We start from the raw sequence: 14805 nt of genomic DNA, 5'->3' as shown, positions 1-14805 counted from the left end.
TACGGTGGTGCGCGGCGAAACGCGGATTATGGCGGAAAACGGGGCACCGGGCAAGCAGCTCGATGCCCGGCATGCAAGTCACTGGCTCAGATAGACGAACCGGCCCTGCTTCACGACCCCCATCACGCTCGCGCGCTGGTCGAGCCCCACGTGATCCTTGTCACTCGTATTGACGACGCCGTTCGGCACGACGAGCTCGTGCGCGCGTTCGAGTTCGCGCCGCAGCGCCGCGCGGAAGGCCGGCGTGCCGGGCTGCGCGGCCTTCAGCGCGCGGCCGACCGCATCGGCCAGGCGCGGATACACGCCCGCCGCGTCGCCCGCGAACTGCGTGACCGTGCCGGCGCCGTACTTCGCGTCGTACGCATCGACGAACGCGAGCGCGGCCTGGCGGGCCGGGTGGTCGGCCGGCAGCGTGCGCGCGACGACCACCGGCTGGGTCGGGAACAGCGTCCCGTCGACGTCCTTGCCGCCGAGCTTGATGAATTCCGGCGTCGCGATCCCGTGCGTCTGGTAGATCGCGCCCTTGTAGCCGCGCTCGATCAGCGTGCGCTGCGGCAGCACGGCCGGCGTGCCGGCGCCCGCAACCAGGATCGCGTCGGGTTTCGCCGCGATCAGTTTCAGCGCCTGGCCGGTGACGCTCGCGTCGGTGCGGTTGAAGCGCTCGGTCGCGATCACGCGGATCTTGCGCAGGTCCGCGAAGCGCGTGAATTCATTGAGCCAGCTGTCGCCGTAGCTGTCCGCGAAGCCGATGAAGCCGACCGTCTTCACGCCGTGGTTGGCCATGTAGCGCGTCATCACGTCGGCCATCGCGCGGTCGCTCTGCGCCATCTTGAACGCCCAGGTCCGCGCGCCTTCCTGCGGCTCGACGATCGAGCCCGAGCCGACCAGCGTGATCATCGGCGTCTGTGCGGCGGCCACCGCGTCGAGCGCCGCGAGCGCGGCCGGCGTGATGTTCGGGCCGACCACGACGTCGACGTGATCCTCGTCGACCAGCTTGCGGATGTTGCGCACCGCGGCGCCCGGGTCGGACGCGTCGTCGAGCACCGTGACCTGCACGGGCTGCCCGGCGATCGTCTTCGGCCACATCAGGATCGCGTTCTTGCTCGTGATGCCGATCGCGGCGGCCGGGCCGGTCGACGACAGGTCGACGCCGACCTTCAGGTCGGCCTGCGCGGCCGCGCAGGTCAGCACGAGGGCGACGCCGGCGGCGCGGCGCAACGAGGCGGGCAGCCGTGGCAGGGCGGGAAGCGTCATGCGGGAATCTCCGTCGGGCAACAAAACGGGGCGCGACAGGCGCCCCTGTGTTCATTTATACCTGTCCGTCAAAGCTCATACGATTCGGCTTCGCCCTTGAGCGCCTGCTCGATCAGCTTGCGGTTCAGCGTCGGCGACAGCAGTTCGACGAGCGTATACACATAGCTGCGCAGGTAGGCGCCCTGCTTGAGCGCGACACGCGTCACGTTGCTGCCGAACAGGTGGCCGACCGGGATCAGCCGCAGGCCGCGATCGCGCTCGGGATTGAACGCGATGTCGGCCATGATGCCGACGCCGAGGCCGAGTTCGACATAGGTCTTGATCACGTCGGCGTCGATCGCCTCGAGCACGATGTCCGGCGACAGCCCGCGCAGCGCGAATGCATGATTGATCTTCTTGCGGCCGGCGAACGCGTCGTCGTACGTGATCAGCGGGTATTGGGCGAGATCGTCCAGCGTGACCGGCTTGCGTTCGAGCAGCGGATGGTCGGCCGGCACGACGGCCGCGTGATGCCACTGGAAGCAGGGCAGCGACACGAGCTCCTTGTAGTCGGAGATCGCTTCGGTCGCGATCGCGAGATCGGCCTGGTCGTGGATCACCATCTCGGCCACCTGCGTCGGGCTGCCTTGCAGGATCGACAGGTGCACCTTCGGGAAGCGCTTCTTGAACTCGGCGATCGCGGCCGGCAACGAGTAGCGGGCCTGCGTGTGGGTTGCCGCGATGGTCAGGTTGCCCTGGTCCTGCGCCGCGTAATCTTTTCCGACCCTTTTCAGGCTTTCCACTTCCTGAAGAATCCGCTCGACCGACGCGAGGATGATCCGGCCCGGCTCGGTGAGCGAGCGCACCCGCTTGCCGTGTCGCGTGAAGATCTCGACGCCCAGCTCGTCCTCGAGCTCGATGATCGCCTTCGACACCCCCGGTTGCGACGTGTAGAGCGCCTTGGCGGCCTCGGTGAGGTTGAAATTCTGCCGGACGGCCTCGCGCACGAAGCGAAATTGGTGCAGGTTCATTTATAACCCTTCCGCATATCAACAGAATTTTTTAGTCGTTTGAAATATAAGGGGAGTTTATTACGATTCACCGGAGTTTTTCAAATATGGATATCTGTTTTCGTCATTAGCAATCCAGCTGGCCTCGGTTGGCGGCGATGACGACGGAACGGAGATTCGGGCGCGACGTGGCTAGGACGTCGCGCGGTCACCACGAAAACCCTGGGGTCCCCGAATGTATCAGTACGACCAATACGACCAGACGATCGTCGACGAGCGTGTCGCGCAGTACCGCGATCAGGTGCGCCGCCGGCTGTCGGGCGAGTTGAGCGAAGACGAATTCCGTCCGCTGCGTCTGCAGAACGGCCTGTACATGCAGCGCCACGCGTACATGCACCGCATCGCGATTCCGTACGGCAACCTGCGCAGCGACCAGCTCCGGATGCTGGCCCGCATCGCCCGCGAACACGACCGCGGCTACGGCCACTTCTCGACGCGCTCGAACATCCAGTTCAACTGGATCGAGCTCGAAGACACGCCCGAGATCCTCGCGAAGCTCGCGTCGGTGCAGATGCACGGGATCCAGACGTCGGGCAACTGCATCCGCAACATCACGGCCGATCAGTTCGCCGGCGTCGCGCAGGACGAAGAGATCGATCCGCGCCCGTGGGCCGAGGTCCTGCGCCAGTGGTCGACGTTCCATCCCGAATTCGCGTGGCTGCCGCGCAAGTTCAAGATCGCGGTGTCGGGTTCGAAGCATGATCGCGCGGCCGTGCAGATCCACGACCTCGGCGTGTACCTGAAGAAGAACGCGCAGGGCGAGGTGGTCGCGAGCATCCTCGCGGGCGGCGGCCTCGGCCGTACGCCGATCATCGGTGCGGTGATCAAGGAAGACCTGCCGTGGCAGCACCTGCTCACGTACTGCGAAGCCGTGCTGCGCGTGTACAACCGCTACGGCCGCCGCGACAACCTGTACAAGGCGCGGATCAAGATCCTCGTGAAGGCGCTGTCGCCGGCGAAGTTCGCGCAGCAGGTCGAGGAAGAGTGGCAGCACCTGAAGGACGGTCCGTCGACGCTCACGCAGGCCGAAATCGACCGCGTGTCGCAGTATTTCCAGCCGCCCGTCTACGAGAAGCTGGCCGACACCGATGCGTCGTTCGAACAGCACCTGCTGGAGAACAAGGCGTTCGCGCGCTGGGTCGAGCGTAACGTCGCGCCGCACAAGGTGCCGGGTTATGCGGCCGTCACGCTGTCGCTGAAGGACCACCGCGTGGCCCCGGGCGACGCGACCGACGCGCAGATGGATCTGGTCGCGGACTGGGCCGACGCATACTCGTTCGGCGAGCTGCGCGTGTCGCACGAGCAGAACCTGATTCTCGCGAACGTGAAGAAGCGCGACCTGTTCGCGCTGTGGGAAAAGGCGAAGGCGGCCGGTTTCGCGACGCCGAACGTGGGCCTCCTGACCGACATCATCGCGTGCCCGGGCGGCGACTTCTGCTCGCTCGCGAACGCGAAGTCGATCCCGATCGCGCTGGCGATCCAGCAGCGTTTCGACGATCTCGACTACGTGTACGACCTCGGCGAACTGTCGCTGAACATTTCCGGTTGCATGAACTCGTGCGGTCACCACCACGTCGGCAACATCGGCATCCTCGGCGTCGACAAGGACGGCGCCGAGTGGTATCAGGTGTCGCTCGGCGGCGAGCAGGGCACGGGCCGCAACGGCGCGCGCCTCGGCCGCGTGATCGGGCCGTCGTTCTCGGCGGAAGAAGTGCCCGACGTGATCGCGAAGCTGATCGATACGTTCGTCGAGGCACGCCTCGACGGCGAGCGCTTCGTCGACACGTACGACCGCATCGGCATCGCACCGTTCAAGGAGCGCGTGTATGCGGCGCGCCAGGCAGTGAACGCGTAACCAACCGGGTAGAGGGAATTTGCAGATGGCTTCGATTATCAAGAACCGCGCAGTGATCGACGACGCATGGCAGGTCGTGCGCGCGTCGGAAGACGGTGCGCTGCCCGCGGTCGACGCATTGCCGGCCGGCAAGGTGCTCGTGCCGTTCGCGTGGTGGCAGGCCGAGCGCGCGGCGCTCGTCGCCGCGAAGACGAAGGACGAACTCGGCGTGTGGCTCGCGCCGGACAGCGAACCGGCCGATCTCGTGGCCGATTTCGGCGCGATTTCGCTGATCGCCGTGGATTTCCCGCGCTTCGCGGACGGCCGCGGCTACAGCATCGCGCGCCTGCTGCGCGAGCGCCATGGCTGGACCGGCGAGCTGCGCGCGATCGGCGACGTGCTGCGCGACCAGCTGCTGTACATGTCGCGTTGCGGCTTCGACGCCTTCGCGGTGCGTGCCGACAAGGACATCCACGACGCGCTGAATGCGTTCACGGAATTCACGCAGCGTTACCAGGGCGCGTTCGACGAACCGGCGCCGCTGTTCCGCCGCCGCGCGGCTGCGGATGCGAAGGTGAGCGCATGAGCGCCGCCATCGCGCTGACGCCGGAACTTGCCGCGAAGGTCGCGCGCCTCGACGCGCTGCTCGCGCAGATCGGCGAGCGTCACGACAAGGTGAAATTCGCGAGCAGCCTCGCCGCGGAAGACATGCTGCTCACGCACGCGATCCTGTCGAAGGGCGTGTCGATCGGCATCTTCTCGCTGAACACCGGCCGCCTGCACGCGGAAACGCTCGGCATGATCGACCGCGTGCGCGAGCGCTACGGCTACGAGATCGAGCAGTTCCATCCGCGGCAGGATGCGGTCGACCAGTATGTGGCCGAGCACGGCCTGAATGCGTTCTACGAGAGCGTCGAGCTGCGCAAGTCGTGCTGCCACATCCGCAAGGTCGAGCCGCTGAACCGCGCGCTGGCCGACGTCGGTGCATGGGTCACGGGCCAGCGCCGCGAGCAGTCGGTGACGCGTGCGGAGCTTCACGAGGAAGAACGGGACGAAGCGCGCGGGATCGCGAAGTACAACCCGCTCGCCGACTGGACGGAAGCCGACGTGTGGGCGTACCTCAAGGCGTTCGACGTGCCGGTCAACCCGCTGCATGCGCGCGGCTATCCGAGCATCGGCTGCGAGCCGTGCACGCGTGCGATCCGTCCGGGCGAGGACAGCCGCGCGGGCCGCTGGTGGTGGGAGTCGCGCGACACGAAGGAATGCGGGCTGCACATCACGATCACGCCGATTCCCGCGAACGCCGAAGCCGGCGCCGCGCACTGAAAGCCGACAAGAAACTGAATATTGCGCCGCCTGCGACAGCGGGCGGCACGAACCCAGAAGAGAAGGACTGAAATCATGAGCACGACGCTCGAGCAATCCGCCTTTGCCCCGCCCACCGGCGCCGACAGCCGCATGGGCCACCTCGACTGGCTCGAAGCCGAGTCGATCCACATCCTGCGCGAACTGGTTGCCGAATGCAGCAAGCCGGCGCTGTTGTTCTCGGGCGGCAAGGATTCGGTCGTCGTGCTGCATCTCGCGCTGAAGGCGTTCGGCCTTGGCGCGAACCGCAAGACGACGCTGCCGTTCCCGCTCGTGCATATCGACACGGGCCACAACTACGAGGAAGTGATCGACTTCCGCGATCGCCGTGCGCAAGAGCTGGGCGCGGAGCTGGTGGTCGGCCACGTCGAGGATTCGATCAAGCGCGGCACGGTCGTGCTGCGCCGCGAAACCGATTCGCGCAACGCCGCGCAGGCCGTCACGCTGCTGGAAACGATCGAGCAGCACGGTTACACGGCGCTGATCGGCGGCGCGCGCCGCGACGAAGAGAAGGCGCGTGCGAAGGAGCGGATCTTCTCGTTCCGCGACGAATTCGGCCAGTGGGACCCGAAGGCGCAACGTCCGGAACTGTGGAGCCTGTACAACGCCCGCCTGCACAAGGGCGAGCATCTGCGCGTGTTCCCGATCTCGAACTGGACCGAGCTCGACGTGTGGCAGTACATCGCGCGCGAGAACCTCGAACTGCCGTCGATCTACTACGCGCACCAGCGCGAGATCGTGCGCCGCAACGGGCTGCTCGTGCCGGTCACGCCGCTCACGCCGATGCGTGACGGCGAGACGAGCGAGCTCGCGCAGGTGCGCTTCCGCACGGTCGGCGACATCAGCTGCACGTGCCCGGTCGAGAGCGACGCGGACGACGTCGAGAAGATCATCGCCGAGACGGCGGTGACCGAGATCACCGAGCGCGGCGCGACCCGGATGGACGACCAGGCATCCGAAGCCGCGATGGAACAGCGCAAGAAGCAAGGTTATTTCTGAAGCACACGAGGACATTCACATCATGAGCATCATCGAGAACACCGAAGACCTCGGCGTGTTGCGTTTCATCACCGCAGGCAGCGTCGACGACGGCAAGAGCACGCTGATCGGCCGCCTGCTGTACGACAGCAAGGCCGTGCTGTCCGACCAGCTGTCCGCGCTGTCGCGCGCGAAGAACAAGCGCACGGTCGGCGACGAGCTCGATCTCGCGCTGCTGACCGACGGACTGGAAGCCGAGCGCGAGCAAGGCATCACGATCGACGTCGCGTACCGCTACTTCGCGACCGCGAAGCGCAAGTTCATCATCGCCGACACGCCGGGCCACGAGCAGTACACGCGCAACATGGTGACGGGCGCGTCGACCGCGCACGCGGCGATCGTGCTGATCGACGCGACGCGCATCACGGTCGAGAACGGCGTCGTGCAACTGCTGCCGCAGACCAAGCGCCACAGCGCGATCGTCAAGCTGCTGGGGCTGCAGCACGTGATCGTCGCGATCAACAAGATGGACCTCGTCGACTACAGCGAGGCGCGCTTCAACGAGATCCGCGACGCGTACGTCGCGCTCGCGAAGCAGCTCGGCCTGGCCGACGTGCGCTTCGTGCCGGTGTCGGCGCTCAAGGGCGACAACATCGTCGGCGCGAGCGAGCGCATGCCGTGGTACGCGGGCGAGCCGCTGCTCGACGTGCTCGAGTCGCTGCCGGTCGAGACGCAGGCGCATGACGCGCTGCGCTTCCCGGTGCAGTGGGTCGCGCGCCAGGACGGCAGCTCGGCCGACGATTTCCGCGGCTACATGGGCCGGATCGAGTCGGGCGAAGTGAAGGTGGGCGACGCGATCGTCGTGCTGCCGTCGAACCGCACCGCGACCGTCGCCGAGATCGTCGCGCCGGTGCCGGGCGGCACCGCGTCGGTCGCGCACGCGTTCGCGGGCCAGACGGTGACGATCCGTCTCGAAGAGGACGTCGACGTGTCGCGCGGCGACATGTTCGTCACGACGGCCGAGCCGGTCGAGCCGGCCAGGAAGCTCGAGGCCGACCTGTGCTGGTTCGACGACGCGCCGCTGTCGCAGCAGCGCAAGTACCTGCTGAAGCAGACCACCAGCACGGTGTTCGCGAAGATCGGCGCGGTGAAGCAGGTGCTCGACGTGCATACGCTGTCGCACGCGACCGACCGTCAGGAACTGAAGATGAACGACATCGGCCGCGTGGCGCTGACGCTGCAGAAGCCGATCGTCTGCGACACCTACGATGCGCACCCCGGTACGGGCGCGTTCGTGCTGATCGACGAGGCGACGCATCACACGGTCGCCGCGGGCATGATCCGCGCGTTCTCGGCGTAATCGTCAATCTGCGCGGCGGCGAACCGGCCGCCGCGGCAGGACCCTAGCGAAGCGACAAACATGGGCAAGGTATATCTGATCGGAGCAGGGCCGGGCGCCGCGGACCTCATCACGGTGCGCGGCATGCGGCTGCTCGAGCAGGCCGACGTCGTGCTGCACGACGCGCTCGTCGAGCCGGCGATGCTCGACTATGCGCCGAACGCGCGCAAGATCGCGGTCGGCAAGCGTTGCGGACAGCGCTCGACCGCGCAGCATTTCATCAACAAGCAGATCGTCGATGCGGCGCGCGAGCATGCATGCGTCGTTCGGCTGAAGGGTGGCGATCCGATGCTGTTCGGCCGCGCGGAAGAGGAAATGCGCGCGCTGGAAGCGGCCGGCATCGACTACGAGGTCGTGCCGGGCATCACCGCGGCGCTGGCCGGCGCGGCAACGCTGAAGCGTTCGCTCACGTTACGCGGCGTGTCGCGCAGCGTGGCCTTTGCGACGCACAGCCGCGCGCCGGGCAGCGACGAGATCCGCGAAGCTGCGCGCGCCGATTCGATCGTCTACTACATGGGCCGCGACAGCGCGCCCGGCATCGCGCAGGAACTGATCGACGCGGGCCGTGCGCCGGCGACGCCGGTGGCGATCGTCGAGGCCTGCAGCACCGCGCGCGAACGCACGCTGACGCTGACGCTGGCGCAGATGGCGGCCGGCGACGCGCAGGCTTGGCTCGATCCCGCGGAACCGAGCCTGCTGATGATCGGCGATGCCTTCGCCGAGCGCGCACGGCAAGCGCAGGCGAGTGCGCCGGTGCGCCATGCCGCCTGAGCGCGGCTCGAACGCGGTCCGAAACGAAAAAAGCGCCGGCAGATGCCGGCGCTTTTTCTTTGGGGGCGGCGAACGCGTGGGCGGCTACGCGGCGCCGCCGAGCTGGTCGATGCAATAGCGCGCGACCGCGTCGAGCACGCCGTCGTCTTCGCCGACGGCCGTCGCGCAGCGGATTTCGACGCCCGGATGCGCGGCGCGGCATGCATCGACGAGCTGCGGCAGGTCGCGGCGCACGTGGCCGCCCTGGCCGAAGAACACGGGCACCACGGTGATGCGCGCGCAGCCGGCCGCGACTTGCGCGGCCACGGCCTCACCGAGCGACGGCGTCATCAGTTCGAGGAACGCGAGCGACACCTGCGCGGCCGGGGAGGCGCCGCGCAGCCGCGCGGCGAGCCGCTCGAACGGCTCGGCCCAGCGCGGGTCGCGGGCGCCGTGGCCGAACAGGACGATACCGTGCGAATGCATGTCGAAGCCTCCATCGCGACGCGGCGCTCAGTGCCGGTCGACCCACTTGAGCGCGAACAGGCCGAGCGCGAGATAGATGAGGCCCGGCGTCGCGGCGGTGAGCGGCGCGGGCCACGTGTTCAGCGTGCCGATGTGCGAGAACAGCGTGTTGAGCAGCTGGAAGCTCATGCCGAGCATGATGCCGCCGAACACCTTCACGCCGACCACGCCGGCCCGCGTGTGCAGATACGCGAACGGCAGCGACAGCACGAGCATCACGAACACGGCGAACGGATACAGCAGCTTGCGCCACAGCGCGATGTCGTAGCGCTGCGTGTCCTGCTGGTTCTCGCGCAAGTGCTGGATGTAGCGGAACAGGTTGATGAGCGACATGCGCTCCGGCGACACGAGCAGCACCGACAGGATCTGCGGCGTCAGGTCGGACCGCAGCCGGTATTCGGGCAGCGACACCTGCTGCGACCGGTACACAGGGTTCAGCGCGTCGGCCGGCTGGCCGCTGATCGGCTTGATCGGCGTCAGCTCCGTTTCGGTGACGCCCGTCAGCAGCCAGTGGCCGGGCGGCTCGTAGCGGCCGGTTTGCGCGATCCGCACGTTCTGCAGCTGGAATTTCGAGTCGAATTCGTAGATGCGCACGTTGCTGATCGTCGAGTCGGGCGACAGGCTGCCGACGTTGACGAAGCGCGTGACCTGCTCGCCGTTCTCGCGGGCCGCGAGCGTGTCCTTCACCCACACGCCCGACTGGAAGTTCGACGACACCGATGCGCCGAGCGCCTGCAGCCGCACGCGTTCGGACAACTGATCGGCGTACGGGCCGACGAATTCGCCGATCAGGTAGGTGACGATCACGAGCGGCACGCCGATCTTCAGCAGCGAGCGCAGCGCCTGGTTGGTCGCGAGGCCCGACACGCGGAAGATCGTGAATTCCGAGTTCGCGGCCATCTGCGCGAACACGTAGATCGCGCTGATCAGCGCGGCGACCGGGATGATCTCGTAGAAGCGCGACGGCGTCTGCAGCGCGACGCGCAGGACCGCGTAGCCGAACTTGTAGTTGCCGTGCCCGACCGAATTCAGTTCGCTGATCAGGTCGAAGAAGAAGAACAGACCGGAGAACGCGAACAGGATGAAGATGAACGTGACGTAGATCTGCCGCGCGAAGTACTTTTCATAGAGCCGCATCGATCATGCTCCCGAGCGGCCGAACAGCGCGCGTGTCAACAACGGACGATTGCGCACGCGCAACCAGAAAATGAACGCGACGATCGCCGCGACGAGCACGTGCAGGCCGACCAGACCGACACCGAACGACATCTTGCCCTGCTCGATCTGCGCCTGCACGACGTTCAGCAGGTTCGAGTACGTGAGGTAGATCAGCACGGCCATCACGAGGTTGATCGTGCGGCTGCGGCGCGGGTTCTGGTACGCGAGCGGGATGCCGAGCACCATCAGGTTCAGCGCGATCAGCGGCAGCCCCGCGCGCCACGCGAATTCCGCGAGGTTGTCGCGCGTCGGGTTGCGCAGCAGGTCGGGCGTGGGCGTGCTGTTGGTGGTCTGCACGTTGACGACCGGCTTGCTCGTGATCTTCACGCCGTAGCGCTCGAACTCCATGATCTTGAAGTTCGGCTGGCCGGGCGTGCCGTCGTAGCGGCGGCCGTCCTCGAGGACGACGAAGCGATCGCCGTCCTTCGAGGTTTCCGTATGGCCGGTTTGCGACACGACCACGTTGAGCTTGCCGTTTTCCGTCGACGTGACGAAGACGTTCTGCACCTTGCTCTGGTCAGGCGACATCTTCTCGATGAAGAACACGCGATGATTCGCGGCCGATTCGCGGAACTGGCCCGGCGCGAGCAGCGAGATTTCGTCGCGCTGCTGGAAGCGCGCCTTGATCATCTTGCTCTGCTGGTTCGACCACGGCCAGCCGACGAATGCGAAGAACGTGATCAGCAGGATGATCGGCGCGGCGAACACGCCGATCGGCTTGATGAGGCGCGTGAGGCTCACGCCCGACGCGAGCCACACGACCATTTCGGAGTCCCGGTACCACCGGGTCAGCACGAACAGGATCGACACGAACAGCGTGACGACCAGCATCACGGCGAGATAGCCGATCACGGTCAGGCCGATCAGCACGAGCACGTCCCGCGGATCGATTTCGCCGGACGCGGCGTAGCCGACGATGCGAATCATCATCGTCGTGAGCATGATCGTGAGCAGCACCATGAACACGGCGCCAGCCGTATACGCAAGCTCGCGCTGGAGGGAGCGTTCGAAGATCATTCTTGATGAGAAGAGGGCGGGAGGCTGCGCACGCGTGGTGGGGCGCTCGCGCCGCCACGGGAAAAATAGCGGATAATTGCGGCTTTCATCCTTAGCCCAGATTTTATCCGAGGACAAGCGCGATGGACTTTAGCATAAAAGGCTGTGATTGGAGCAAAGGCGAGGCCAAGGGGTTCCTGACCGGGAAGTCCGACTGCATCGTGCTCGGCATCTTCGAGGCGCAGACCCTGTCGGGCGCGGCGCTCGACATCGACACGGCCACCAAGGGGCTGATCTCGCGCGTGGTGAAGGCCGGCGACATGGACGGCAAGCGCGGCAAGACGCTGTTCCTGCATGAAGTATCGGGCATCGGCGCGTCGCGCGTGCTGCTCGTCGGGCTCGGCAAGCAGGATGCTTTCAATCAGAAAGCCTACAACGACGCGGTGACGGCCGCGTGGCGCGCGCTGCTGGCGACCAAGGTCGTCCAGGTCACGTTCTCGCTCGCGCAACTGCCGGTCGACGAGCGCAGCTCCGACTGGGGCGTGCGCGCCGCGATCCTCGCGCTGCGCAACGAGACCTACCGCTTCACGCAGATGAAGAGCAAGCCGGAGCCGGCGTCGCACACGCTCAAGCGCGTCGTGTTCAGCGTCGACCCGGCCGACGAAAAGGCCGCCAAGGTCGCGATCAAGCAGGCCGTCGCGCTCGCGAACGGGATGGATCTGACCCGCGACCTCGGCAACCTGCCGGGCAACGTCTGCACGCCGACCTATCTCGGCAACACCGCGAAGAAGATCGCGAAGGATTGGGGCCTGAAGGCCGAAGTGCTCGGGCTCAAGCAGATCCAGGCGCTGAAGATGGGGTCGTTCCTGTCGGTCGCGCGCGCGTCGGTCGAGCCGCCGCAGTTCATCGTGCTGCACTACCAGGGCGCCGCCGCGAAGGCCGCGCCGGTCGTGCTGGTCGGCAAGGGCATCACGTTCGATACGGGCGGCATCTCGCTGAAGCCGGGCGAAGGCATGGACGAGATGAAGTACGACATGTGCGGCGCGGGCTCGGTGCTCGGCACGATCCGCGCGGTCGCCGAGATGGGCCTGAAGATCAACGTCGTCGCGATCGTGCCGACCTGCGAGAACATGCCGGGCGGCAACGCGACGAAGCCGGGCGACATCGTCACCAGCATGAAGGGGCTGACGATCGAGGTGCTGAACACCGATGCCGAAGGCCGCCTGATCCTGTGCGACGCACTCACCTATGCCGAGCGCTTCAAGCCGGCCGCCGTGATCGACGTCGCGACGCTGACGGGCGCGTGCGTGATCGCGCTCGGCGCCCACAACAGCGGGCTGTTCTCGACGAACGACGCGCTCGCGGGCGAACTGCTCGACGCGTCGCGCGAGGCGAACGACCCGGCATGGCGCATGCCGCTCGACGACGAGTACCAGGATCAGCTGAAGTCGAATTTCGCGGATCTCGCGAACATCGGCGGCCGTCCGGCCGGCGCGGTGACGGCCGCGTGCTTCCTGTCGCGCTTCACCGAAAGCTATCCGTGGGCCCACCTCGACATCGCGGGCACCGCATGGAAGGGCGGTGCCGCGAAGGGCGCGACGGGCCGTCCGGTGCCGCTGCTCGCGCAGTTCCTGATCGACCGCGCCGGCCAGTGATGGCGGGGCAGACGACGCTGCGGGTGGGCGGGCGATGACGCGGATCGATTTCCACTCGAACGTCGGCGATTCGCTCGCGTACGCGTGCCGGCTGCTGCGCAAGGCCTATCTGGCCGGGCAGCCGGTCGTCGTGCTCGCCGAGCCCGCGCGCCTGCGCGCGCTCGACGAGCGGCTCTGGACGTTCTCGCCGCTCGATTTCATCCCGCATTGCGGCGTCGACAGCGAGCACGCGGCCGGCACGCCGATCGTGCTGGCCGCCGATCTCGACCGCGCGCCGCATCATCACGTGCTGCTGAACCTCGGCGCGACCGTGCCCGCGCAATTCGCCCGCTTCGAGCGCCTGCTCGAAGTGGTCGGCAACGCGCCGGACGAGCTGGCCGCGGGCCGCGACCGCTACCGGTTCTACCGCGACCGCGGCTACGCGCTGAACAACTACAAGCAGGGCGGCTAGCCGCAACCGTCGACGGAGTGTTCCCGTGACAGAAGCCGATTCATCCTCGATCCCGACGCTGACCGACGTGCTGGTGCCCGGCAAGCCGGCGCGCTCGCCCGCGTCCGCCGCTCCCGGGCCGCACGACGGCGCGGCGATTCCGGTGCTCACCGACGTGATCGCACCGGGCGCCGCCGCTGCCGTGCCGGCCGAATCCCGTCAAACCGAAGCCGACCCCGATTCCGTCGTGGTCGAACCCGTGTCGACGCCGCACGTGCCGGCCGTCGAACTGCCGGGCGACGTGGCGACGGCCGCCGCCGCGGGCGACACCGATGCGCCGGCCGAACCCGGCGCATCGGAGCACGTGGTCGCCGAAGAGGCGGCCGTGATGACGGCGCCGCTGCGCTCGTCGCTGGTCGATGACGACCTGCCGCAGCACACGTTCGCCGCGATTGCGCGCGAAGTGGCCGAGCACGCGCCCGACGCGTCAATGCCGGAGGCGGTCCTGCCGAGCGCGGCGCCGCAACCGGAAGCACCGGCCGCCGCCGCGCTGACGCCGGAAGATGCGCAGCACATCGCCGAACGGCTTCGCAATCGCCTGACGACCTATCTGACCGGGCCGGGGCGCGAGGCCATCGAAGCGCGCTGTCGCGATGCGCTGCACGAGCATTCGGCCTGGCTGGTCGGCCAGGTCACGCGCGAGGTCGCCCTCGCGCTGGAAACCGAGGTGATGGACTGGGTGCGCGATGCGGTCGATGAAGAGATCGCCCGTCGCCGCGCCGGTCATTCCGGCTGAACGGCAAGCGTTCGCGGCGGTGAAGAAGAGGGGGCGGCCCGGTCAGGGGCCGCGAAGCCGGCGGTGATGCGCCCGGTCGGGCGGTGCGCGGTTGCCTGCCTGCCACGCGTTGCACACGGCGTCGGTGCGTCGCGCGGGCAGCCGATTCAGCGAACCGACAACACCCATTGGGCGAGCGTACGTGCTTCGGTGCTCGTCAGTTGCGTATTGGCGGGCATCGGCACGCTGCCCCATACGCCGACGCTGCCTTTCACGATCGATTGCGCAAGATAATCGGCGGCGTCGTTGCGCGTCGCGTACTTGCCGGCGATGTCGTGGAACGACGGGCCCATCAGCGGCTTGCCGATCGCATGGCAGGCCATGCAGTTCTTGCGCTGCGCGAGCGCGAGCCCGTCGGTCTGGTCGGCGCGCGCCGCCGCCGCGCCGCCGGCCAGCAGCGTCGCGAGCAGCACGCGCAATATCGTCTGTTTCATGCGGTTCTCCGCCGGCGGGGACGGCCGGCTTCATGGTCCGCGCATTATAAAAGCAAAGGGGAAGCACGTTTTGCGCGTTCCCC

The 14805-nt window shown here is 67.3% G+C and carries 15 protein-coding genes; 9 read left to right on the top strand and 6 right to left on the bottom strand.

The genetic code is table 11. The features are described 5' to 3' along the window. Positions 1-78: 78 nt before the first annotated feature. Positions 79-1254 (bottom strand): ABC transporter substrate-binding protein, encoded by a 1176-nt coding sequence (locus A9Z05_RS24575; RefSeq protein ID WP_069620399.1) that lies wholly within the window; start codon positions 1252-1254, stop codon positions 79-81. A 68-nt stretch (positions 1255-1322) separates the two neighbouring features. Further along, positions 1323-2264, bottom strand: a complete 942-nt coding sequence (locus tag A9Z05_RS24570) for a CysB family HTH-type transcriptional regulator (RefSeq protein WP_006478072.1) — start codon at positions 2262-2264, stop codon at positions 1323-1325. Between the two features lie 214 nt (positions 2265-2478). Between A9Z05_RS24570 and A9Z05_RS24565 the strand changes: the two genes are divergently transcribed. The 6 genes from A9Z05_RS24565 (at position 2479) to cobA (ending at position 8650) form a co-directional block, all read left to right on the top strand. Continuing rightward, entirely contained in the window at positions 2479-4158 is a 1680-nt protein-coding gene (locus A9Z05_RS24565) for a nitrite/sulfite reductase (RefSeq protein WP_069620398.1), read from the top strand. A 25-nt stretch (positions 4159-4183) separates the two neighbouring features. Next, positions 4184-4723 (top strand): DUF934 domain-containing protein, encoded by a 540-nt coding sequence (locus A9Z05_RS24560; RefSeq protein WP_069620397.1) that lies wholly within the window; start codon positions 4184-4186, stop codon positions 4721-4723. Next, on the top strand, positions 4720-5463 hold the full coding sequence (locus tag A9Z05_RS24555; RefSeq protein ID WP_069620396.1) for a phosphoadenylyl-sulfate reductase: 744 nt from the start codon (positions 4720-4722) through the stop codon (positions 5461-5463). The genes A9Z05_RS24560 and A9Z05_RS24555 overlap by 4 nt, the downstream gene beginning before the upstream one ends. Before the next feature lie 75 nt (positions 5464-5538). Beyond that, a complete protein-coding gene (cysD, locus tag A9Z05_RS24550; protein WP_006478076.1) occupies positions 5539-6501 on the top strand; it encodes a sulfate adenylyltransferase subunit CysD in 963 nt (320 codons plus the stop codon). A gap of 22 nt (positions 6502-6523) precedes the next feature. Then, the gene (locus A9Z05_RS24545; protein WP_069620395.1) at positions 6524-7840 is read left to right on the top strand and encodes a sulfate adenylyltransferase subunit 1; all 1317 of its coding nucleotides are present in this window, start codon (positions 6524-6526) and stop codon (positions 7838-7840) included. A 60-nt stretch (positions 7841-7900) separates the two neighbouring features. Beyond that, the gene (gene cobA, locus A9Z05_RS24540; RefSeq protein ID WP_069620394.1) at positions 7901-8650 is read left to right on the top strand and encodes a uroporphyrinogen-III C-methyltransferase; all 750 of its coding nucleotides are present in this window, start codon (positions 7901-7903) and stop codon (positions 8648-8650) included. Positions 8651-8734: 84 nt separating this feature from the next. Here the strand turns inward: cobA and A9Z05_RS24535 are convergent, their stop codons facing one another. From A9Z05_RS24535 to lptF, 3 genes are read right to left on the bottom strand one after another with little or no spacing between them, the layout of a single operon-like run. After that, on the bottom strand, positions 8735-9115 hold the full coding sequence (locus A9Z05_RS24535) for a sirohydrochlorin chelatase (protein WP_069620393.1): 381 nt from the start codon (positions 9113-9115) through the stop codon (positions 8735-8737). A 27-nt stretch (positions 9116-9142) separates the two neighbouring features. Beyond that, positions 9143-10291 carry an LPS export ABC transporter permease LptG gene (gene lptG / locus A9Z05_RS24530; protein WP_069620392.1) on the bottom strand — a complete coding sequence of 383 codons (1149 nt, stop codon included), beginning with the start codon at positions 10289-10291 and terminating at the stop codon, positions 9143-9145. Between the two features lie 3 nt (positions 10292-10294). Then, on the bottom strand, positions 10295-11389 hold the full coding sequence (gene lptF / locus A9Z05_RS24525) for an LPS export ABC transporter permease LptF (RefSeq protein ID WP_069620391.1): 1095 nt from the start codon (positions 11387-11389) through the stop codon (positions 10295-10297). A 122-nt stretch (positions 11390-11511) separates the two neighbouring features. Here lptF and A9Z05_RS24520 point away from each other — a divergent pair, with 122 nt between their 5' ends. Genes A9Z05_RS24520 through A9Z05_RS24510 form a run of 3 tightly spaced genes read left to right on the top strand, consistent with a single transcriptional unit; the run spans position 11512 to position 14249 of the window. After that, the gene (locus A9Z05_RS24520; protein WP_069620390.1) at positions 11512-13023 is read left to right on the top strand and encodes a leucyl aminopeptidase; all 1512 of its coding nucleotides are present in this window, start codon (positions 11512-11514) and stop codon (positions 13021-13023) included. Positions 13024-13057: 34 nt separating this feature from the next. Next, entirely contained in the window at positions 13058-13474 is a 417-nt protein-coding gene (locus A9Z05_RS24515; RefSeq protein ID WP_050012070.1) for a DNA polymerase III subunit chi, read from the top strand. 25 nt (positions 13475-13499) lie between these two features. Further along, entirely contained in the window at positions 13500-14249 is a 750-nt protein-coding gene (locus tag A9Z05_RS24510) for a DUF2486 family protein (RefSeq protein ID WP_069620389.1), read from the top strand. A gap of 146 nt (positions 14250-14395) precedes the next feature. Here A9Z05_RS24510 and A9Z05_RS24505 read toward each other — a convergent pair whose 3' ends face one another. Continuing rightward, positions 14396-14722, bottom strand: coding sequence for a c-type cytochrome (locus tag A9Z05_RS24505; protein ID WP_069620388.1), 327 nt, complete (start codon positions 14720-14722; stop codon positions 14396-14398). Positions 14723-14805: the final 83 nt, after the last annotated feature.

This window comes from Burkholderia sp. A2 (assembly GCF_001729305.1).
Taxonomy (GTDB): Bacteria; Pseudomonadota; Gammaproteobacteria; order Burkholderiales; family Burkholderiaceae; genus Burkholderia; species Burkholderia sola.
This window is presented reverse-complemented; position numbering and strand designations above follow the sequence as displayed.